This window comes from Marnyiella aurantia, from assembly GCF_014041915.1.
Classification (GTDB): domain Bacteria; phylum Bacteroidota; class Bacteroidia; order Flavobacteriales; family Weeksellaceae; genus Marnyiella; species Marnyiella aurantia.
The window spans coordinates 111,714-131,875 of record NZ_CP059472.1; the positions used below are offsets into that span (position 1 = coordinate 111,714).

Below are 20,162 nucleotides of genomic sequence, written 5' to 3' on the forward strand. Positions count from 1 at the left end.
TTAAAGTTTTACATATGACATCAACAGAAAAGATCGCTCTGCTAAGACAGGCGATGACCGCCCAAAATATAGATGCTTTCGTAGTGTTTTCCGCCGATCCTCATATGAGCGAATATTTGCCGGAAGAATGGCAGGAAAGAACCTGGTTATCGGGCTTTACAGGATCTGCGGGTTTCGTGGTTGTTACGCAGAATGATGCTGCGCTTTGGACAGACGGCAGGTATTTCGTACAGGCTCCCGCTGAACTGAAAGATTCCGGCATACAGCTTATGAAGGATGGAGTTGAGGGAACGCCTGATTATATAAGCTGGATTATCTCCATGCTTCCCCAGGGTGGTACGGTTGCCGTAAATGCACTAGCTACAAGCAACACCAGTTGGACTGCTTTAGAGCAAAAACTGGCTCCCAAAAAAATTAAGGTGATAGACAGACCTCTGCTCAAAGAAATCTGGACAGACAGAATTGCTGATCAAAAAAGAAATCCTGTATTTGTTCATCCCGTGGAGCGTGCCGGTAAAACGGTTACGCAGAAACTTGAGGAGATCAGACAGAAAATGAAACAGTTGGATGCTTCAGCACACATTATTTCCAGCCTGGACGATGTAGCCTGGACACTCAATCTCCGCGGAAGCGATGTAGAAGCTAATCCGGTCTTTCTGGGATATATTATGCTTAAACAGGATGAGGCGGTCCTTTTTGTGGATCTTGATAAACTTGAGCCGGAAGCTAAAAAGCTAATGGAGGATTCGGCGGTGACTGTAAGACCTTATGACGATTTCTTCAGTTATTTAAGTGAGATTAAAGATGAACAAATTTTGGTCTCGCCCAACAGTAATCAGTCAATTTTCGATGCACTGCAGTCAAACAATATAATGATCAAAGCACCTGTTCCCGGAAACCTTATGAAAGCTCAGAAAAATGAGACAGAACTCCAGGGTTTCAGGACGGTGATGCAGCGGGACGGTGTAACCATGGTTAAGTTCCTGTACTGGCTCACTCAAAATGTAGGTAAGGAGCCGATGACGGAGTATTCCATTGGCAGAAAACTATTGGAATTCCGGAAACAGGGTGATAATTTTGTGGGCGAAAGTTTCGGCAGCATTGTAGGATATGGCGGGAATGGTGCCATTGTTCATTACTCGGCCAAACAGGATGGAAGTAAGGAAGTGACAAATTCCGGCAGCATCCTTGTGGATTCCGGTGGCCAATATCTGGAAGGGACCACAGATATTACCCGTACTTTCGCTTTGGGCGCTGTTACTGATCAGTTCCGCCGCGACTGTACCTTAGTTTTGAAAGGTATGATGCAGCTTTCTATGGTTAAATTCCCACGTGGTACCCGTGGAGTACAGTTGGATGCTTTCGCGCGTATGGCACTTTGGAAAGAAGGAAAAGACTATGCCCACGGAACCGGACATGGTGTGGGCAGTTTTATGAACGTGCACGAAGGTCCGCAAAACATCCGAAAGGATATGAACGACCAGGAGCTTTTGCCCGGAATGGTAGTCTCAAATGAACCGGGTTTTTATCTTGAGAACCAATATGGAATCCGCCACGAGAATCTGGTGGCTGTTCGGGAGTGGAAGAAAACAGAATCAGGAACTTTTTATGAATTTGAAACGCTTACCATTTGTCCTTTCGACCGGAATGTTCTGGATCTGGATCTGCTTACACCTCAGGAAAAAGAATGGCTAAACAGTTATCACGAATGGTGCCGTGAAAAATTGGAAAATGACCTTGAAGGAGAAGTTAAGGAGTGGTTTATGGAGCAGGTAAAACCTGTCTGATTACTGACTTGAATTTCATCCTGAATTCGGAGCGCTTTAATCGGACAATGCTTCAATTTTACAGTGCAGGGTTTTTCTCGAAAGGCCCTGCTTTATTATTATACCTTCCAATTTTAAATTCCCATTCCTAACTCATATCTGATATTCGACATCAACCTTTCTCATTTCCCGCCAGCGACTCAATATCTAATCCCTCATGAGTGATTACCAAAGTTTCTGTGGCTATATTACTGCTGTTGCCTATGAGTGTGGGTCCTGCATACCTTACGGGAAAGCAGTTGCGAAGTTTCCAGAGGATGAGCGGCTCATGCCTTTCGTTCAAAAGTGTGATGCGCACATCACGGCGCTCCACTGTACCAAAGGATCTGGTGTTAATCCAGTTAAAAAAATCATTGTCTCCTTTTTGAATGGCTCTCGTAAAAGAAACGTCTGAAAACTTCAGCAGGCCGGGAATTTTATTTTCGGATTCAACTTTAGAACTTCCCTCCCTGACGGCGATGACTTCAATTGCCATTTCAAGTCCGGAAACCTCCAGGAACTCGGTTCGGATGCCGCCCCAGTCTACCAGAAAATGATAGCGGTTTATTAATATTGTTGCCATGGTCTAATGTGTTTGTTATCAGTAAAGTTAGATATTATTTCTCAGGTTCTGACTAGTTAATTCTGCTGATATATTTAACATCTGCTGCGCGCAGACCGCTCTCCGAAAATTCATTCTTACGTTTGTGAAAAAAGTTCTACTGAGCTCCTCTATTCAAAAATGAACTGTGGTACACTTAGTCTGCTCTTTACATTATCTCAGTTTATACCATCTTTCATTTGCTGCATCACAATTTCCTTTTCATAATTCGTAATTTTGCCTGCATGAATAAAGACACGATCTGCGCACTTGCCACTGCCAACGGTGTAGGCGCTCTCGGAATTATCCGCGTTTCAGGTCCTGATGCGATTGCAGTAACCAACCGCTGTTTCAAAGGCAAAAATCTGGAAACCGCAGTTTCACATACTGTGCATTATGGTTTTATAACTGATGGTGACGAAACTATTGATGAGGTGATGGTATCCGTTTTTCTCGCGCCAAAAACGTTTACAACGGAGGATTCTACTGAGATATCATTTCACGGGTCGCCACATATAGCCGGTAAAATCCTGGAAGTCCTTACCAGAAACGGTGCGCGTATGGCTAAAGGGGGTGAATTTACAATGCGTGCCTTTATGAACGGGCGGATAGACCTTTCCCAGGCGGAAGCCATCGCCGATATTATAGCCAGCGAAAACGAAGCCTCGCGCAAAATTGCGATGAACCAATTGAAGGGTGGGATAACGGACGAGATATCAGTCCTGCGTGGTGACTTATTAAATTTTACTTCGCTGGTAGAGCTTGAACTTGATTTTGCTGAAGAAGATGTGGAGTTTGCGGACCGTACCGCACTCAATATGTTGCTGAACAGGATTGAAGAAAAGCTGCGCTCCCTGGTTGAAAGTTTCCGTTATGGCAATGCTGTGAAAAATGGGGTAGAGGTAGCTATCATCGGTAAACCCAATGCAGGAAAATCGACTCTGCTTAATACCCTGCTAAAAGAAGAACGAGCTATTGTGAGCGATATTGCAGGAACCACACGTGACACCATAGAAGAGGTCCTCCATATCCGCGGAACGGCCTTCCGCTTTATCGACACAGCAGGAATACGCGACACCACCGACACCATAGAAGCCATTGGGGTGCAGAAAGCGCACGAGAAGATCGCGGCGGCCAAAATCCTGCTTTACCTTTATGACGAGTTCGACAGTACGCCGCAGGAAGTGGCTGCATTCATAAAAGAAGTGTATCGCGAAGACCTGAAAGTTGTTCTGCTTCATAACAAATCTGATTTGTCTTCAGAAAAAGGTCAGAATTTTGACAATGATTTACGGTCGGCTTTAGAAGCTGAAAATAACGTCACGCTGTTATCCATATCTGCCCGTGAGAAAGTGGGCATCGAAGAGCTTAAAAATGAGCTTATCGATTATGTGGAAGGACTGAAACAGTCCGAAAACAATGTCATCATCACCAACCAACGGCACCATGAGGCTCTTTTGCGCTCCCTCGATTCCGTGCGACGGGTGAAGGATGCAGTTTCCCAGAGTTTTCATACCGAACTTCTGGCCTACGAGCTCCGGTACGCTTTGGAATACCTGGGCGAAATCTCGGGCGAATTTACCAATGATGAGGTCTTGGGGAATATTTTTTCCAAGTTTTGTATCGGAAAGTAGCTTTATTGTTGGAATTGGGTAAATAATCAAAATGTACAGTTAAAGAACTGATTGAAAATTTAGTGCTTGTTAGATTTGAATCTGGTCCCGACATTATATTAAGCAGTGGCAATGCATACACTTTATCATGAAATACTCATGATCTTGATTCAGAACGAAAGCTGAACATTTTTTATCACTTCATTAGACATCACTTAAAATCTACATCTGAACACTATTTAAAATTTCTATGCTAGTCTTGGCGTTTTTTTTATAACTTTATGATTACCAAAACCAAAGAGTATGAAAGCACATTTACTTCGCATCAAAAAAAATAGTTCATCCGCAAAAGCTTCGCACCCGGGGCGAATCTGTAAACTGCTTGCAGCGGTAGCTTTTCTTGCTATGGGAACACATGGCGCCGTGGCACAAACCTCCGTTACGGTACCTGATCTCACTGCCAGTTCCGGCTTCACAGGTGTATATGCAAGTTCTGCACGGACTTATCAGTTGATTATAGATGATACACTGCTCACTTCCTTAAATGGTAAGTACCTAACGTCAATCGCTTTCAGGCTGCCCAGTAACGCTACCTCCAGCTGGCCGGCTACAGATGCTACTTTTGCCAGTTATGAAGTTTACTTAAGTAACGGAGTAGAGCCACCTAACCGTCAGCTGGATTTTACAGCTAATGTAGTGGGTACTCAAACTCAGGTGCGTTCCGGTGCTCTGGTAGTCCCTGCGGGAGCTTTAACTTCTGGCTCTGATCCAAATGCATTCAGTCATGTTATCAACTTTAATACGCCGTACCTTTACAACGGAACCAATCTCGTAGTAGAAATCAGGCATACCGGTAACGATATCAATTCTTCGCGTTCCACCAATTCAACCGGGACAAGCACTGCCGGCTACGGAACGCTTTATACGGCGTGCTGGCAGGGAACAGCCGGGGTGGTTCAGGGTAACTTTTCATTCATACGCATTAATTCTGTTGATGCGCTTGGTGTAAAATCAGTGGACCTGGACGCGGGAATGACTGTGTACCCAAACCCTGTAAAGGATGTACTTCACATCAGGTCTGCCACAGACATCGTGGAATTTACTATATTCAATTATGTAGGGCAGAAAATTCTGGTACAGTCTGCTGATTCAGGATTGCAAAAGCTGGAAGTAGCTCACCTTCCTACCGGCAACTATATCCTGCAGACTTTAGATAAAGGCGGCAATTCTGTTAGCACACGGTTTATTAAGGAGTAGCCCGGGATTTACTTGGTTAATCCCAACACAAAAGCTGCCACTATACCCATCCAGACCCCTGCGTACTGCAGAGGTGTCAGTCTTTCCTTGTGATAAATCTTGGAGATGATGAGCCCCAGAATCGGTTCTATTAAAGCCAATGTCGCGAACAGGAGAATGCTGATATTGGCCAGCGCGAAATTCAGGCAGAACGTACCTCCGGTTCCCAACACGACAAGGATGCCGATCTCAAATTTTGTTCTTCGGCTAACCGTATGGGAAGGGAACTTGCTGCGGCTTCCGATCAGCAGAAGGCAACTGAGTGTGCAAACTATAAATTCCAGAACTACGCAAAAAAGGATAGGCCCCAGCTTATCTATAAACGGAACAAAAAGATAAGACGTACCCCAGAATAACTTACACAGAATTGAGTACATTAAACCTTTAGACATTACAGCAGATCCGATGCGGGCTGCTCTTTCAATGAAAGTAACTCCTATAAGAACTATGATGCACATAATTATTTTTACTGTTGAAATCTCCTCATCATAAAGAAAGTATGCAGACAAAACGCCAATAATAAGGCTCACTTTTCCAAAACCAATGGTACTGGAGACCGGCGCATGCTTCAGGCTTTTCAGATAAAAAAATAAACCGAAATAATTAACTGCACATATAGCCGCGGTACTCAGTAAATCCCAAAAAGTGATTTTTGGTATTGTAATTAGGTCTAAATTGGTGAGTGCAAAAAAGCTTATAAGAAAAATAAGGAATGAGAAAAAACTACGGGTTATGATAAGTGGAAGGGTGCCCATCTCATTACGTGGATTTTTCCACATCACGTTAGTGGTACCGTAAAATAGGTGACCCAGAATAGTGATTAAAAGTGCGATCATTAAATAGTGCTTAAATAACTGAACTTTGTTCTTTGCAGTAACAGCTGGTACTTTTGATGAAAATCTTCACGCTTTGGATACAGTTTACAGCCCAGGTTATAGTACTGAAGTTCAAAATATATTTTACTGTCGAAAGAATAGCGCATTACATCGGTGGAATTAACCAGCAATTGGTCAAACATGTACATGGCTTCCTTTTCCTTACCTAAATGAAACATAAGGAGCGCACGTGTAATGCGGTACAGATGCACGTGACATCTAAAGATAGGATTTTCGTCTTCAAAGATCTTGAGCGCTTTCTCAGTGGGAGCTTCGCCTATGAGCATCTCAGCGGTGTTATAATCCTTTAGAATTGTAAGCATATTCCCTACGTAACTGGTGTAAATAATTTGGTCGATAAGTGGCCTGCTGTGGATAAATCCGAAAGCGGGGTGAGGCAGCAGCGGGAAATGATTATTTTTTTTTGGATCTCCAAAAACGTGACTGTGAATACATTTAACGGTACTGTATCGGGCTTCCGGAAATACCTCAAATTCTTCCATTCGCATTTTAACTACCTGCTTTTCAATCTTACTCATAAGTTCTATTGCCTCAACTTCAGACAGGTTTTCGGACATAAATTTACCGAAATAAACAAAGGAATATGCGAAAACCTTTACGTGAGCTTTCGTGCTTATTTTAGCCAGGTAAAGTAAGGCTTCCTGATAGTTCCGGTTGGCAATATGTTCGTACGATGGATGCCACGCAAACACATATTCCAGTGCCTCCTCGTTTGTAGCAAATCTTTTAACAAATTCAGTAAGGTTCCCCGGGTGCGAAACAATTTTTTTTGCGAAATAGTAATTCGCTTTCTGGAAACGGGTTTCGTTTAATGATGTACCTCTTCCTTTTACGGTTCCGTAGTAAATGTCCAGCAACTCAAAATCCAGTGTAGGCGCAGCTGATCCGGAGCGCTCGCAGAAGTCCTGAAAGTTACGGTAGCCCAGGCGGACCGCTATTAAATTAAGTGTAGATACGCGTAGTTGGCTCTCATTCTTAATTTTACCAAGAAACCTGCGTAGTGAGTTTCGGGAAACGCCCATATTGACGGCCAGACTTTCCAATCCCTTAGTTGTGGCAATGTCGCTGAAGTATATTTTCTCGAATTCTTCTTTCAGTTTATTGATCATTCTGTAAATTACTTTTTTTCATCTGTTTTGTGTAAATCTGGGCAAATTTGGACAAAATATCGCACATGAAGAAGTGGTAATTTTGAAGTACAGATAAGGAAAGGCGTAACAGTCTGTTTTTCAGCTGGCAAAATGCCCTTCCTTATCACCAAAAAACACAATTTTATATAGAGATTCCGGACCCCAGGTCCGGAATCTCGCTTTCTGCCTGTATTTGTTCCGTCTTCTGATTTCCTGTGATACTACACTTAATGCATGTTACCAATGCTTAACATAGTATCGCCTCTGGTTGCCAATGCTTTAATGATTCTGTTAAAATTGATTTAAATGTAACTGATCAATTTATTCACAAAGCCTTAAATCTGGGTTAAAGCTTTCCTGTGGCGCCCTGGCTAATTTTGCAGCAAATTAAAACATCGTGAAAAGAAACATCCAGAAAATCCTCGTACTGGTACTTACGGGCATCGTAACTGTAGAAATGGCGGCACAGAACCGCCAGGACACCTTGAAAGAACAAAAAATTGAAGAAGTTGTGGTTACTGCCCTGGGGATCAAAAGACAGGACAAATCCCTGGGTTATGTAGCTGAGACTGTAGGTTCTGAGACATTTGAAGAGACACAGAATAACAACTGGGTACAGTCTATGGAAGGCAAAGTGGCCGGGCTGAAAGTGCAGACCGCCGGTGCCGGGCCGCTTGGTTCTGCCAGAATTACGCTTCGCGGAGAAAAATCCATGTTTATGGATAACAACTATGCGCTTATTGTAGTAGACGGTATTCCAATTAGTGACGGACCGCGGGTAAACTCCGGAACAGGAACCCCGGCCTATGGTGCCGGTTCCGGCGGCGACCTGCCCATTGATCTTGGCAACGGACTGAACAGCATAAACCCGGATGATATTGAAAGTGTAACCGTACTGAAAGGAGCCTCGGCAGCAGCTCTTTACGGATCACGGGCTGCCAACGGTGCACTGATGATTACCACAAAATCGGGTAAGAGCCAGAACGGTAAGCTGCAGGTGACTTTCAATTCTTACTCCAGTTTTGATTCGGTACTTAAGTGGCCTGATTTCCAGTATGAATACGGTCAGGGAACTCTTGCGAAAGACAAAAACGGAAACTTTTACTATTCCTACGGTGCGTCGGCAGACGGGGTAAGCACCGGCGGTACCAGCAGTGCCTTTGGTCCTAAGTTCGAGGGCCAGTATTATTACCAGTACGATCCCACCGTACAGGGACAAAGCCAGGAAAGGCAGCTATGGCGTCCCTACCGCGACAACGTGAAAGGTTTCTGGGAAGTGGGCTCTACTTATTCCAACAGCATTGCTGTAGAACATTCCAATGACAGAACCAGCTTCCGTACATCTCTTACTTATCTGGACAACGAATGGATGATGCCAAATACAGGTTTCAACCGGTTTAATTTCGCCGGCTCATTTTCACACAAGTTAAGCGACAAGCTTAAAATATCGACAAAACTGGCCTATAACCGGACTAAAAGTGACAATCTGCCGGCAACCGGTTATAACAACCAGTCCATTTCCTACTTTATGATTTTCCAAAATCCCAACGTGGATCTGGCCTGGTATCAGCCCATCTGGAAAAACGGTCAGGAAGATGTAGACCAAATTCATCCTTTCAGTTCATTTATAGACAATCCTTACCTGATTGCTTACAAAATGCTGAACGGTGTGGACAAGCGCAACATCAGCGGAAATATGACGGTTGACTATACTATCCATCCTAACTTCAGCATGATGCTGCGCTCGGGTATTGAGGTTTTAAATGAAGAACGGACTAACCAGCGGCCGTGGAGTTCTGCCAATTACCTGAAGGGCTTTTACAGAGAGCAGCATATTACCAATCAGGAATACAACAGCGATGTACTCTTTAACTATAAGAATAATTTCGGGCAATTCAATGTTTCTGCTTCGGCGGGTGCCAGTATGCGTTACAATGAATATATTATGAACGATTACCGTGCTGAAGGGTTAAAAGTTCCGGGTCAGTATACACTTACAAACGCCATATCACTCATCACCAAAGTACCAAAACCGTATGACGAACAGGTGAACAGTGCCTATGCGCTAGTTACCCTGGATTGGGACAATAAAGTATTTCTGGATGTAACCGGTAGAAATGACTGGAGCAGTACACTACCGGCCGAAAACCGTTCTTTCTTTTACCCGTCTGTAAGTACAAGTATTATCCTTTCGGATCTCTTGGGTCTTAGATCTCCGGCATTGAGTTACTGGAAAATGCGGGCCTCCTGGGCAAAGGTAGGAATAGACGGATCTCCCTATCAGCTGGAGAAGTATTACGAAATGGATGATATTCCCGGCGGCGTGCTTACGCCTTCTACCTTTCCAAATCCTAATCTCAGACCGGAAATCAATACCAATATTGAAGCAGGAATGGATTTGGGTCTTCTGCGGAACCGACTGAATTACAGTTTCACCCTTTACCAGAACAATACCGCAAACCAGATTATCCGTATCCCGATGCTGTATGAATCCGGATATGCGCACCGGTGGATTAACGCGGGAGAAATACGTAACCGCGGTGTAGAGATGAGCCTGGATTATACGCCTGTTAAAAACCAGGACTTCCGATGGAAACTGGGCGGCAACTGGTCGCTGAACCGTAATGAAATCATGAGCCTGCCGGAGGCGGTGGGTTCTGAGCCCTACACTATGGCTACGGTAGCCGGCGTAGTATACTTTAATGCGGTTGTGGGCGGCTCCCTGGGTGATCTTTATGGTTTTAAACTCCTAAGAACGCCTGATGGTCAGGTTGTATATGGTGATAATGGTTTGCCTGCCAGACCGGCAAATGTAGAAAAGGTAGGGAATGCCTTTGCCAAATGGAGAGCCGGTTTTCAGAATGAATTCCAGTATAAAAATGTAACTCTGAGCTTTTCTATAGACGGTCAGTATGGCGGAATGGCCTATTCCCAAACTCATCATAAAATGTCGGAACAGGGCAAATTGGGACATACCCTGATGGGTCGGGACAATCCGGACGGAACCATTGTGGGGGCAGGCGTGGTGCAGAATGCAGACGGCACATTCAGCGCGAATACGAAAGCGGTGAGCCTCAGTGCTTATTACGGGGACTACTACCGCCGCGCAAATGTGGAGACCAACACTTTCGATACTTCTTTTATTAAACTCAGAGATGCCCGGCTTGCCTATTCTTTTCCTAAGGCCATGATTGCTCCGCTAAAACTCAATGATCTCACGGTAGCTATCTTCGGCAAAAACCTCTGGATGTGGACGGAGTATCCAATGTTTGATCCGGAAGTTGCAACGATGGACAATAGCACTATTACTCCCGGCGTGGAAATAGGGCAGTTACCTTCTGCGAGGACAATCGGTTTTCAGCTTAATGTCAAATTTTAACCTAAAGCATTACTTTTTTCATCAACTTAAACAAACAGATTACTATGAAACGCATCATTATAAAAGGGAGCCTGATCTTTTGCTCAGTGCTTGTATTAAACTCCTGCGGCCGTACGTTTGAAGAAATCAACACAGATACGAGTAAGATTATCAATCCCACCGCGGGCAGTATGCTGGCGCCCATTCAGTACGAAATGGCTTCGTACGGTTATAACCGTGCAGATGATTTCACCTTTCAGATCATGCAGGTAGCCCTACCGTTCCCGAACGAAGGCAATACAGTGAGCAGGTATTATGTGACCGAAGGAACGGGCGCCGGCTATTGGAACACAAGTTACAAATGGCTGAAGCAGGTAAAAGAAATGCACACTTTTGCTGTGGCTGAAGATCAGAAAAATTACCAGGCCATTGCTTTGGTATTGAACGCCTTTATTTACGCCAATCTGACGGATGCTTTCGGGGATATTCCTTTTTCAGAAGCGCTGCGGCTGGAAGAGAATATTGACAAGCCTAAATTTGACAGCCAAAAGGATATTTATTTAAGTCTTCTTGATGATCTGAAGACGGCAAACGCAATGTTCGACACGACCAAACCTCTTGCCGAAACAGATCTTTTTTACCGCGGGGAAGCCTCAGCGGCCAATATGGTGAAGTGGAAAAAGTTTGCGAATTCACTTTCCCTGCGACTGCTGAGCAGGATACAGAAGCGTAACGGTGAGGTGAATGTTTACGCCAGGATTCAGGAGATTGTGAATGATCCTGCTACCTATCCGATATTCCAGAACAACGCGGATGGTGCCGTTCTGGATATTTCTGGTGTAGCTCCATTTATAGCGCCTATTGCCAGACCTCAGGACTTTACCGCATACAGAGCAGCGGGGGAGCTTTTTGTAAACACACTTAAAGATAACGGTGACCCAAGGCTGAGCCAGTTTTTTACCCAGGCTAAAAGCCTTACGTCACCCAACCCGAATATAGGTTACTTTGGTGCGCCGGCAGGTTATGCTCCGGGAACGGTCTTTAGCTATCAGCCTTCCAATATGAACCAGAATTTGGCCAAAGCTCCAATGAAAGTTCTTGTATACCCATACGCAGAACTCCAGTTTACTTTGGCAGAATTTGCACAGAAAGGGATTATTGCCGGCAATGCCCAAACTTTCTATGAAAGTGGTGTAAAAGCTACACTGGAACAATGGGGAGCTACAGTTCCTGTGAATTATTTTGCCAGTCCAAAAGTAGCCTACAACGGTTCGCTGGAACAGATCATGACCCAGAAATATCTTGCCCTGTTTTTTGTAGATCATCAGCAATGGTATGAACAGCGCAGGACCGGATTTCCAGCAATGCCGAACAACGGCGGATTGCTTAACAACGGCAAAATGCCACAGCGCATGATGTATCCCACTAATCCGCGGATCATGAATTCACAGAATTATAATGCGGCGGTGGCGGCCATGGGCGGAGATGATATTAACGTTAAAATGTGGTGGAACAAATGATGAAATATGTATTCTTACTGATACTAACCGTTTGCTCTGAATTTATGAACGCCCAAACCCAAATCATTGCCCACCGCGGCTTTTTCCAATCCAATCCATCCACTACAGAAAATTCGCTGGAGGCTCTGAAAAATGCGCAGGATTTAAAAGTGTACGGGTCAGAATTTGACGTGAGGATGACTGCGGACGGCATTTTGGTGGTGAATCATGATGAGCACCATGCGGGAATGGAAGTTTCAGAATCGTCACTTGCCAAATTACGTACTGCAAGGTTAGCCAATGGCGAGGAACTTCCTACCCTGGAGCAATATCTGGAAATGGGAAAACGTGTTATCGGTGTGAAACTTATTGTGGAACTGAAACCGGCTAAAACAAAGATTCTTGAAGATATGATGGTGCAAAAAGCTTTGCAGCTGGTTTCCAAAACCAAAACGGAAGAGCAGGTAGAATTTATTTCCTTCAGCCTCAATATCTGCCGTGAAATAAAGAACCGGGAACCTAGGTACCCGGTGCATTACCTGAACGGAGATCTGTCGCCACAGCAGCTAAAGCTTGAAAATGTGGACGGCCTGGACTATCATTATAAAATTCTGCTTGAGAAACATCCAGAGTGGATTGCTGAGGCCCGAAAACTGGGACTTATGACCAACAGCTGGACAGTAAATGACATTGAAACCTATAAGAAGTTAAAATCTATGGGAATTGATTTCGTAACCACCAATATTCCCGACCAACTAATTAATCTATAAAACATGAATATAAAGATACCGGCATTTTGCCTCCTGATTTCCACTTTAACCTTCGCGCAGACTTCCGTTTCCGGATTTGTTTTTGAGGATGCCAATGCAAATGCTCAAAAAGAAAGACGGGAAAGGGGAATAGGTAACGTGGCTGTTTCCAATGGGGTAGAAGTGGCCCTCACCGACAAAAATGGCAGGTACACACTGCCGCTGTACGGCGACCAGACCATCTTTGTTATTAAGCCGGAAAATTACCGCACAAGGACAGATGCTAACAATCTGCCTCAATTTTATCATCATCATAAACCCAACGGCTCTCCTGCTGATTTTAAATATAAGGGAAGCGTACCCACCGGCTCACTACCCGCAGAATTAAATTTTCCGCTGTATAAAAGTGCTGAGAACAAAGAATTTCAAATTTTGGTTTTTGGTGATCCACAACCTTACACGCTGAAGGAGATTGACTATTTCAGAAGAGGGATTATTAACGAAGTTAAAAATAACCGTAAGAAAGCAGTGTTCGGTATCAGTCTGGGTGATCTGGTGGGCGACGATCTTACTCTTCACCAGCCTTATATTGAATCAATAAAGGAGATTGGTTTGCCATGGTATAACGTGATCGGAAATCATGATATGAATTTTGATGCCCAGGAGGATCATCTTTCTGATGAGACTTTTGAGAGGAATTTTGGGCCGGCAAATTATGCTTTTAATTACGGAAATGTACATTTTATGGTCCTGGACGACATTCTGTATCCCGATCCGCGTGACGGCAAGGGTTACTGGGCCGGCTTCCGGGAAGATCAGCTTAAATTTATCGAAAATAACCTCAAACTCGTTCCTAAGAATAAATTGGTAGTGTTGGCATTTCATATTCAGATGATGCCGGAAAGGGAAGGTGATGATCATTTCCGGCTTTCAGACCGTAAAAGACTCTTTGATTTGCTTAGGCCGTTTGAAAACGTACTGATGATGTCGGCACATACCCACAAGCAGACCCAGATTTTTTACACAAAAGGTGACGGTTGGGAAGGAGCGGCGGACTTACATGAATATAATGTAGGAACCACTTCCGGCGACTGGTATTCGGGCACGGTGGATGCCACCGGCGTTCCGGCTTCCGTAATGCGCGACGGCACTTATCGCGGATACTCATTCATCGATTTCAAGGATAACAAATACAGAATACAGTATAAAGCTGCCGGTATGCCTGATGAATTTCAGATCAGTCTCTATGTTCCGAAGGTAATTGCAAGTCGCAGGAACTCAGCCAGGATAGTAGCCAATTTCTTCATGGGCAGTAAGAACGATTTGGTGGAATTCCGTGTGGACGGGGGTGACTGGAAACCAATGAACTATACGGAGAGTCTTGACCCATCGTTTCTACAGTCTGTGTTTAAGTGGGATTCGGCCAACGAGCTTCTGCAGGGCAGAAGACCCTCCAATCCAGAAAACTCCAAACATCTTTGGGTTGCACCTTTCCCGGGAAAGCTGGCACCGGGAACACATAAACTGCAGGTAAGAGCTACTGACCGTTATGGTAAGGTTCATACCGCAGAACAGAACTTTGAAGTGAAGGAGCCGAATCCGGTTCCGTAGTTTCAAATTTTTTCTTAGTTTTTCTTTCGGGGCCGGCTGATCTGTTTCAGCCGGCTTTTTTATGGGATAACGTATAAAATTTTGAAAGCTGACTTTTTTGTCATATATTTGCAGTCATATCGCGGGGTAGAGCAGTAGGTAGCTCGTCGGGCTCATAACCCGGAGGTCGCACGTTCGAGTCGTGTCCCCGCTACTAAGCAGAGAGAGAATCACAAAAGTGGTTCTCTTTTTTTGTTTTTGGATACCACAGATCGCACGGACATTGCTGACTTTATCTGTGCAATCTGTGGATGGAAAATTTCACACTGATTTCACATATTTTCACAGATGTTTTTAAAGCCCACAGATTTGGGGAGTACGCAAATTTAATTTTATCTGTGCAGATCTGTGTAATCAGTGCGCAAAATCTCTCGCAGATTTCACAGATTTTTACAGCGCTTTGCTAAGCCCGCAGATCTCGCTGATAATGCAGATTTGATTTTTCTGTGCAGATCTGTGTAATCTGTGCGCTAATTACCTCACTGATTTCACAGATTTTCACAGATGTTTTCTAATCCCGCAGATGTCGCTGATAACGCAGGTTTGGTTTTTCTCTGCAGATCTGTGTAATCTGCGCGCGGAAATTTCGTACGGATTTCCCCCAATAATTAGATTAACAAACGGACCTCTTTAGCAATTGTTATTTTCCTTCTTAATGATCTGTAAAGAAAATAAATGAGTGGCCCAAATATTGGAAAAAAGCATACTATCAAATGCCACAATAATCTGTTTTCCTTCTCATTGTGTAACATTAGTATAGTTATTGTGAAATTAAGTAATATTACGGTTAAAATAAAAAATGTTAACATAACTGGGGAATTTTGTTTATTAATTTATACTGTTACTTATAACGGTAGCTTTAGGAGCATCGCCTCCAGCAGTACAATGAGCGTATGCTACAATATACCTATAAAGGGTATAATTTGAACTTAAATCACAGCTAATACTGCAGGTAGTGTTTTTGCTACAAGCCTTCTTCATGTAAGCAACCGTCTCTTTAACTAAACACAGTAAATTCGCTATTCTTAGCAATTTTCTGAGATTACCTGTTTCTTCAAAAAATAGCAGAATCTTTTGACTTTTCCCTTAATGAGAGGGTGTGGGTGTTCAGTATGTCCCTTCGCCGTCATATTCATCATGGTAAGCAGTGTTCTATCTTTATTTGTAATTGCCTATGCAAATGTCCTCGTGACAATAGTATAGATTTGCTGCATAATATTAATAAAAACTATAAGTAAATATACATTAAAAAGTAAATAAAATAAAAAAAAATTTTAAAAAAAGATAAAACAAGTAAATATATTTAGTCATATTCCCTTTTGTGAGTATAATCTTTTTTACGTTGACTTTGTATTTCTGGCGTTTCTCCACGAAGTTGTTGTATGAGAAATATTCTATATCCCATTATTACAAAGTCTATGTAAGCTGCATGATAGGAGAACTCCCATTTATTGAATTTTCTAACATGGGAAATTGACATTTTTCGAGAAAGCTGAAAAAGAAAGAAACCAACAGGCGCAAAATACAGCAAGAAGAAAGGCAGAGATGGATGCAAGGATTAACGCTTTGAACTTATTACCAAATAACAATATATCCCGGGACACCTCCGGGATTTTATGATTTAAAGACAGTCATTACGTTCTGTTTTTTTAACCTGCAGATTTGGTTTTTATGTGCAGATCTTTGTAATCTTTGCGCGGAATATTTTACACGGATATTACAGATTTTCACAGAACTTTTTTTAATCCAGCAGATTTCGCAGATTTAATTTTATCTGATTTGTGCAATCTTTGGGCGGAAAATTTCACACTGATTTCACAGATTTTCACAGAACTTTTTAAAGCTCACAGATTTCGGCGATTATGCAGATTTAGTTTTATCTGTGCAGATCTGTGCAATCTGTGCGCGGAATATTTTACACGGATATTACAGATTTTCACAGATTTCTTTAAGCCCGCAGATTTGGGGGAGTACGCAGATTTACTTTTATCTGTGCAGATCTGTGCAATCTGTGCGCAAAATTTCGTACGGATTTCACGGAATTCACAGATGTTTTTAAGCGCACAGATCTCGCAAAATACGTGGATTTAATTTTTTCTGTGCAGATCTGCGTAATAAGTGCTTTTTTTTTTCGCAGAACTGTCACGGATATGCACAGACAATTTTTAGATCGGTGATCTGAGTGGAATCAGTGCGTTTTTTTCGCGCACAGGTTTAACGGATAGGTGCTGTTTTTTTGACTGTTCTGTGCGCTTAAAAAGCAAAAAACCCCTGCGCGTGCGCGCAGGGGTGTAGTTTAATATAATTGCAGGTTACAGTTACTCGGGAATAAGCTCTTCTTCCTCAGCGCCGTATAAATACCGTTCCTTGCTGTCGTCCAGTTCGTCCATCCAGTCGGTATGGTGCGCTTCGGCCATGGTGCCAGTAACCACACTCTGGTAGGTTTTGTCGCGGTAGGTAAGGATATTTTCCTCTTTGTCCTGCAGCCATTCTTTAAACATTGCGGCGATCTTATCCAAATTGAAGTGCGGATAATCGGTGAACGACAGCAGGTCCTTAATGTAGTAGGTCTGGAAATCAACATCATCAAAACTGCTTTGCAGTTTACTGTTCCTGTCCAGCCATGTATCGATGTCCACACGTCTTTCACCTTCAGAAGGAAGTTCCAGGCGCTCCATCATAAAGTCTCTGGCCAGCCAGGCCTGGGTGTCGAACATGTTAAAGGTATAATACTGGTCCTGCATTCCCAGATAAATAAGCTGGGGCAGATTGTTGTAGAATATTCCTTTGTAAAGATTGTCCGGGTATAAATTGTTTTTGGTTTTCAGGCGGAGCTCGTCCGGCAGGAAGGGAAATTTATGCTGATAGCCCGTACACATAATTACCGCATCATAATCTTCGCTGGTGCCGTCTTTAAAGAAAGCCGTGTCACCATCAAAATGCGTAACCAACGGAACTTCTTTGATTCCCTGCGGCCAGTCATGACCGATTGGATTGCTTCTGTAACTCAATGTAACCGATGCCGCTCCGTGTTTGTAGCATTGGATTCCAATGTCTTCCGCAGAATAGCTGCTTCCGATCAGTAAAATATTCCGGTCTTTAAACTGGTCTGCACCCCTGAAATCATGCGCGTGCATCACATTTCCGCTAAAGGTTTCGATACCTTTAAAATAAGGCATATTGGGCGTGGAAAAATGACCGGAAGCGACCACTAGATAGTCAAACTCTTCAGAATAGGTTTTGTTGATTTTCAGATCATCCAGAACAATGGTGAATTTGCGGGTGTCTTCATCATAGCTGACCCAACGTACGGTCGTATCAAATCGGATGTACTCGCGGGCGTTGCTTTTTTTAATCCGGCCTTCTATATAATCAAAAAGTACGGGTCGTGGAGGATAAGAAGAAATAGCTTTTTCAAAATGATCATCAAAAGAGTAGTCGGAAAATTCAAGACATTCTTTCGGTCCGTTCGACCATAGATATTTGTACATACTGCCGTGAATAGGTTCGCCGTATTTCCCCACCCCGGTTCTCCAGGAATAGTTCCACATGCCGCCCCAATTGCTCTGTTTTTCAAAACAAACGATTTCGGGTATGTTCTCGCCGCGCTCTTTTAACGCTTCGAAAGCACGGATCTGTGCCAAACCGCTGGGTCCTGCACCAATAATACCAATACGTTTGTTCTGTAAATTTTCTTTGTTGTCCATGTAAAATATTTAAAAAGTTAATAAGAATACAACTTAAGAAGTGCATTCTTTTAATAGATTATTGTGCTTGTAGAGGCTCTGCAAATTGCAGAAGATGAGTATAAACTCTAAGTCGGATTTAATTAATTTTATTAATTAACGATTTCATCCGGCATACGATATAATAAGTAATTTGACTAATATACGGTTTTATTTTCACAATTACAAATCACGGAGAAGATAAGCGGGCTGGACGGGAATGGGAAAGTGAAAACCGTCAGTGCTGTGGTAGAGCATTTATGTAGTGTGAACCGCTACAAATACCGGCAACCAAAAGAAGAAGGAAAAAGTCACGCCTTATGTACATTTAAGCATGAATAGAGAAACAACTCACTTATAATCTGCGCGTTTTCACGGATTTTGCAGACAATATATATCTGTGAAGATATGTGTAATCTGTGTTCAAAATCTCTCGCAGCTTTTAGAGATTTTCACATTCATTTTTTTAAATCTGCAAATCTTGCAAACTCATATTGGTTTTTCTGTGTAGATCTGTGTAATCTGTGCGCGGAAATTTCACACTGATTTCACAGATTTTCACAGAATTTTTTTTGAGCCCGCAGATTTAATTTATCTGTGCAGATCTGTGCAATCTGTGCGTAAAATCTCTCGCAGATTTTCACAGATTTTCACAGATTTTTTTAAGCCCACAGATTTCGCTGATTACGCAGATTTAGTTTTATCTGTGCAGATCTGTGCAATCTGTGTGCGGAAAATTTCACACTGATTTCAGAGATTTTCACAGAATATTTTTTAAGACCGCAATTTCGCAGAATACGCATATTTAGTTTTATCTGTGCAGTTCTGTCCAATCTGTAGGCCCTAATCAAAAAAAATCCCGAAACGTAACGTTCCGGGATTTTCTAATTTTATAAAAAGCATTATGCCATTTTCTTGCTGTCTTCCACAAACTGCGCCAGACCTTTATCGGTTAGCGGATGGCTCAACAAACTGAGTATCGGGCCAAGTGGCGAAGTAATTACATCGGCGCCAATTTTCGCACAGTTTATGATGTGCATGGAGTGACGAATGGAGGCAGCCAGGATTTGGGTTTCGTAGCTGTAGTTGTCGTAGATGGTGCGTATTTCGTCTATAAGCGCCATTCCGTCCGTGGAAATGTCGTCCAGCCTGCCCAGGAAAGGGGAAACGTAAGTCGCACCTGCTTTAGCTGCCAGCAGCGCCTGTCCGGCCGAAAATATAAGCGTACAGTTGGTTTTTATACCTTTGTCTGAGAAATATTTCAGCGCGCGCACGCCGTCCTTAATCATCGGAATCTTTACAACAATATTTGGGTGGATGGCCGCCAGCTCGTCGCCCTCTTTTATCATTTCATCATAGGTCGTGCTCAGGACCTCGGCGGATATAGGACCGTCCACAATATCGCAAATCGTGCGGTAGTGCTGCATAATCGCGTTGGTTCCGGCAATCCCCTCCTTAGCCATCAGGGTAGGATTGGTAGTTACCCCGTCCAGGATTCCAAGGTTTTGAGCTTCGCGAATCTGGTCCAGGTTGGCTGTGTCAATAAAAAATTTCATTACTTTTAATTTGATTTCCGCAAAGATAATCCAATTTATCAGGAGCAACAAGATTCGGGATTCAGTGAACCTGCCGTCCGGCTTTCCGCTGCAATCTTTCGCCGGCCAGCCAATGCCAGCGCAAAAAAGGATTTCCGCTGCAATCCGGGCTATGAACCCGTGCCGTCAATCTTCCGGCGGGCAGAGCAACCAGCCAAATTAATTTCGGTAAATTTGCATGAGTAGCGTTAGGCGGTTAGCTTTCAGCAGTCAGTTCTCGGCTAGATGCCATAAGCTATAGGGTG

13 protein-coding genes and 1 tRNA gene are annotated in these 20,162 nt (G+C 43.3%); 8 read left to right on the forward strand and 6 right to left on the reverse strand.

Translation table 11 applies throughout. The features are described 5' to 3' along the window. Positions 1-14: 14 nt before the first annotated feature. Positions 15-1,787: an aminopeptidase P family protein gene (locus H1R16_RS00550; protein ID WP_181886174.1), complete on the forward strand. Its 1,773-nt coding sequence runs from the start codon at positions 15-17 to the stop codon at positions 1,785-1,787. Positions 1,788-1,938: 151 nt separating this feature from the next. On the opposite strand, the gene H1R16_RS00555 is transcribed toward H1R16_RS00550, so the two are convergent. After that, positions 1,939-2,388 carry a phage tail protein gene (locus tag H1R16_RS00555; protein WP_181886173.1) on the reverse strand — a complete coding sequence of 150 codons (450 nt, stop codon included), beginning with the start codon at positions 2,386-2,388 and terminating at the stop codon, positions 1,939-1,941. Positions 2,389-2,651: 263 nt separating this feature from the next. Here H1R16_RS00555 and mnmE point away from each other — a divergent pair, with 263 nt between their 5' ends. After that, positions 2,652-4,040 carry a tRNA uridine-5-carboxymethylaminomethyl(34) synthesis GTPase MnmE gene (gene mnmE / locus H1R16_RS00560; RefSeq protein WP_181886172.1) on the forward strand — a complete coding sequence of 463 codons (1,389 nt, stop codon included), beginning with the start codon at positions 2,652-2,654 and terminating at the stop codon, positions 4,038-4,040. A 282-nt stretch (positions 4,041-4,322) separates the two neighbouring features. Next, on the forward strand, positions 4,323-5,276 hold the full coding sequence (locus tag H1R16_RS00565; protein WP_181886171.1) for a T9SS type A sorting domain-containing protein: 954 nt from the start codon (positions 4,323-4,325) through the stop codon (positions 5,274-5,276). 8 nt (positions 5,277-5,284) lie between these two features. On the opposite strand, the gene H1R16_RS00570 is transcribed toward H1R16_RS00565, so the two are convergent. Together H1R16_RS00570 and H1R16_RS00575 are read right to left on the reverse strand one after the other, a co-directional pair. Continuing rightward, a complete protein-coding gene (locus tag H1R16_RS00570) occupies positions 5,285-6,151 on the reverse strand; it encodes a DMT family transporter (RefSeq protein ID WP_181886170.1) in 867 nt (288 codons plus the stop codon). Further along, on the reverse strand, positions 6,151-7,320 hold the full coding sequence (locus H1R16_RS00575) for a hypothetical protein (RefSeq protein WP_181886169.1): 1,170 nt from the start codon (positions 7,318-7,320) through the stop codon (positions 6,151-6,153). Before H1R16_RS00575 ends, H1R16_RS00570 begins: the two co-directional genes overlap by 1 nt. Positions 7,321-7,738: 418 nt before the next feature. Between H1R16_RS00575 and H1R16_RS00580 the strand changes: the two genes are divergently transcribed. The 5 genes from H1R16_RS00580 (at position 7,739) to H1R16_RS00600 (ending at position 14,751) form a co-directional block, all read left to right on the forward strand. Then, positions 7,739-10,720, forward strand: a complete 2,982-nt coding sequence (locus H1R16_RS00580) for a SusC/RagA family TonB-linked outer membrane protein (protein ID WP_181886168.1) — start codon at positions 7,739-7,741, stop codon at positions 10,718-10,720. Positions 10,721-10,764: 44 nt separating this feature from the next. After that, positions 10,765-12,219, forward strand: a complete 1,455-nt coding sequence (locus tag H1R16_RS00585) for a SusD/RagB family nutrient-binding outer membrane lipoprotein (RefSeq protein ID WP_181886167.1) — start codon at positions 10,765-10,767, stop codon at positions 12,217-12,219. Next, on the forward strand, positions 12,216-12,968 hold the full coding sequence (locus tag H1R16_RS00590) for a glycerophosphodiester phosphodiesterase (RefSeq protein ID WP_228451036.1): 753 nt from the start codon (positions 12,216-12,218) through the stop codon (positions 12,966-12,968). Before H1R16_RS00585 ends, H1R16_RS00590 begins: the two co-directional genes overlap by 4 nt. A gap of 3 nt (positions 12,969-12,971) precedes the next feature. Further along, a complete protein-coding gene (locus H1R16_RS00595) occupies positions 12,972-14,558 on the forward strand; it encodes a calcineurin-like phosphoesterase C-terminal domain-containing protein (RefSeq protein ID WP_181886166.1) in 1,587 nt (528 codons plus the stop codon). Positions 14,559-14,678: 120 nt separating this feature from the next. Continuing rightward, a tRNA-Met gene (locus tag H1R16_RS00600) sits at positions 14,679-14,751 on the forward strand. A gap of 454 nt (positions 14,752-15,205) precedes the next feature. Here the strand turns inward: H1R16_RS00600 and H1R16_RS12375 are convergent. The 3 genes from H1R16_RS12375 to fsa form a co-directional block, all read right to left on the reverse strand. Then, on the reverse strand, positions 15,206-15,406 hold the full coding sequence (locus tag H1R16_RS12375; RefSeq protein ID WP_396652418.1) for a PLDc N-terminal domain-containing protein: 201 nt from the start codon (positions 15,404-15,406) through the stop codon (positions 15,206-15,208). A 1,509-nt stretch (positions 15,407-16,915) separates the two neighbouring features. Beyond that, positions 16,916-18,304: a flavin-containing monooxygenase gene (locus tag H1R16_RS00610; protein WP_181886164.1), complete on the reverse strand. Its 1,389-nt coding sequence runs from the start codon at positions 18,302-18,304 to the stop codon at positions 16,916-16,918. A gap of 920 nt (positions 18,305-19,224) precedes the next feature. Next, positions 19,225-19,878: a fructose-6-phosphate aldolase gene (gene fsa / locus H1R16_RS00615; RefSeq protein WP_181886163.1), complete on the reverse strand. Its 654-nt coding sequence runs from the start codon at positions 19,876-19,878 to the stop codon at positions 19,225-19,227. Positions 19,879-20,162 lie beyond the last annotated feature (284 nt).

What these genes read in the sequence shown, in the direction of transcription:
- H1R16_RS00550 (WP_181886174.1), top strand. Translation starts at nt 15, where the DNA reads ATGACATCAACAGAAAAGATCGCTCTGCTAAGACAGGCGATGACCGCC.
- H1R16_RS00555 (WP_181886173.1), bottom strand. Translation starts at nt 2,388, where the DNA reads ATGGCAACAATATTAATAAACCGCTATCATTTTCTGGTAGACTGGGGC.
- mnmE (WP_181886172.1), top strand. Translation starts at nt 2,652, where the DNA reads ATGAATAAAGACACGATCTGCGCACTTGCCACTGCCAACGGTGTAGGC.
- H1R16_RS00565 (WP_181886171.1), top strand. Translation starts at nt 4,323, where the DNA reads ATGAAAGCACATTTACTTCGCATCAAAAAAAATAGTTCATCCGCAAAA.
- H1R16_RS00570 (WP_181886170.1), bottom strand. Translation starts at nt 6,151, where the DNA reads ATGATCGCACTTTTAATCACTATTCTGGGTCACCTATTTTACGGTACC.
- H1R16_RS00575 (WP_181886169.1), bottom strand. Translation starts at nt 7,320, where the DNA reads ATGATCAATAAACTGAAAGAAGAATTCGAGAAAATATACTTCAGCGAC.
- H1R16_RS00585 (WP_181886167.1), top strand. Translation starts at nt 10,765, where the DNA reads ATGAAACGCATCATTATAAAAGGGAGCCTGATCTTTTGCTCAGTGCTT.
- H1R16_RS00590 (WP_228451036.1), top strand. Translation starts at nt 12,216, where the DNA reads ATGATGAAATATGTATTCTTACTGATACTAACCGTTTGCTCTGAATTT.
- H1R16_RS00595 (WP_181886166.1), top strand. Translation starts at nt 12,972, where the DNA reads ATGAATATAAAGATACCGGCATTTTGCCTCCTGATTTCCACTTTAACC.
- H1R16_RS12375 (WP_396652418.1), bottom strand. Translation starts at nt 15,406, where the DNA reads ATGTTAACATTTTTTATTTTAACCGTAATATTACTTAATTTCACAATA.
- H1R16_RS00610 (WP_181886164.1), bottom strand. Translation starts at nt 18,304, where the DNA reads ATGGACAACAAAGAAAATTTACAGAACAAACGTATTGGTATTATTGGT.
- fsa (WP_181886163.1), bottom strand. Translation starts at nt 19,878, where the DNA reads ATGAAATTTTTTATTGACACAGCCAACCTGGACCAGATTCGCGAAGCT.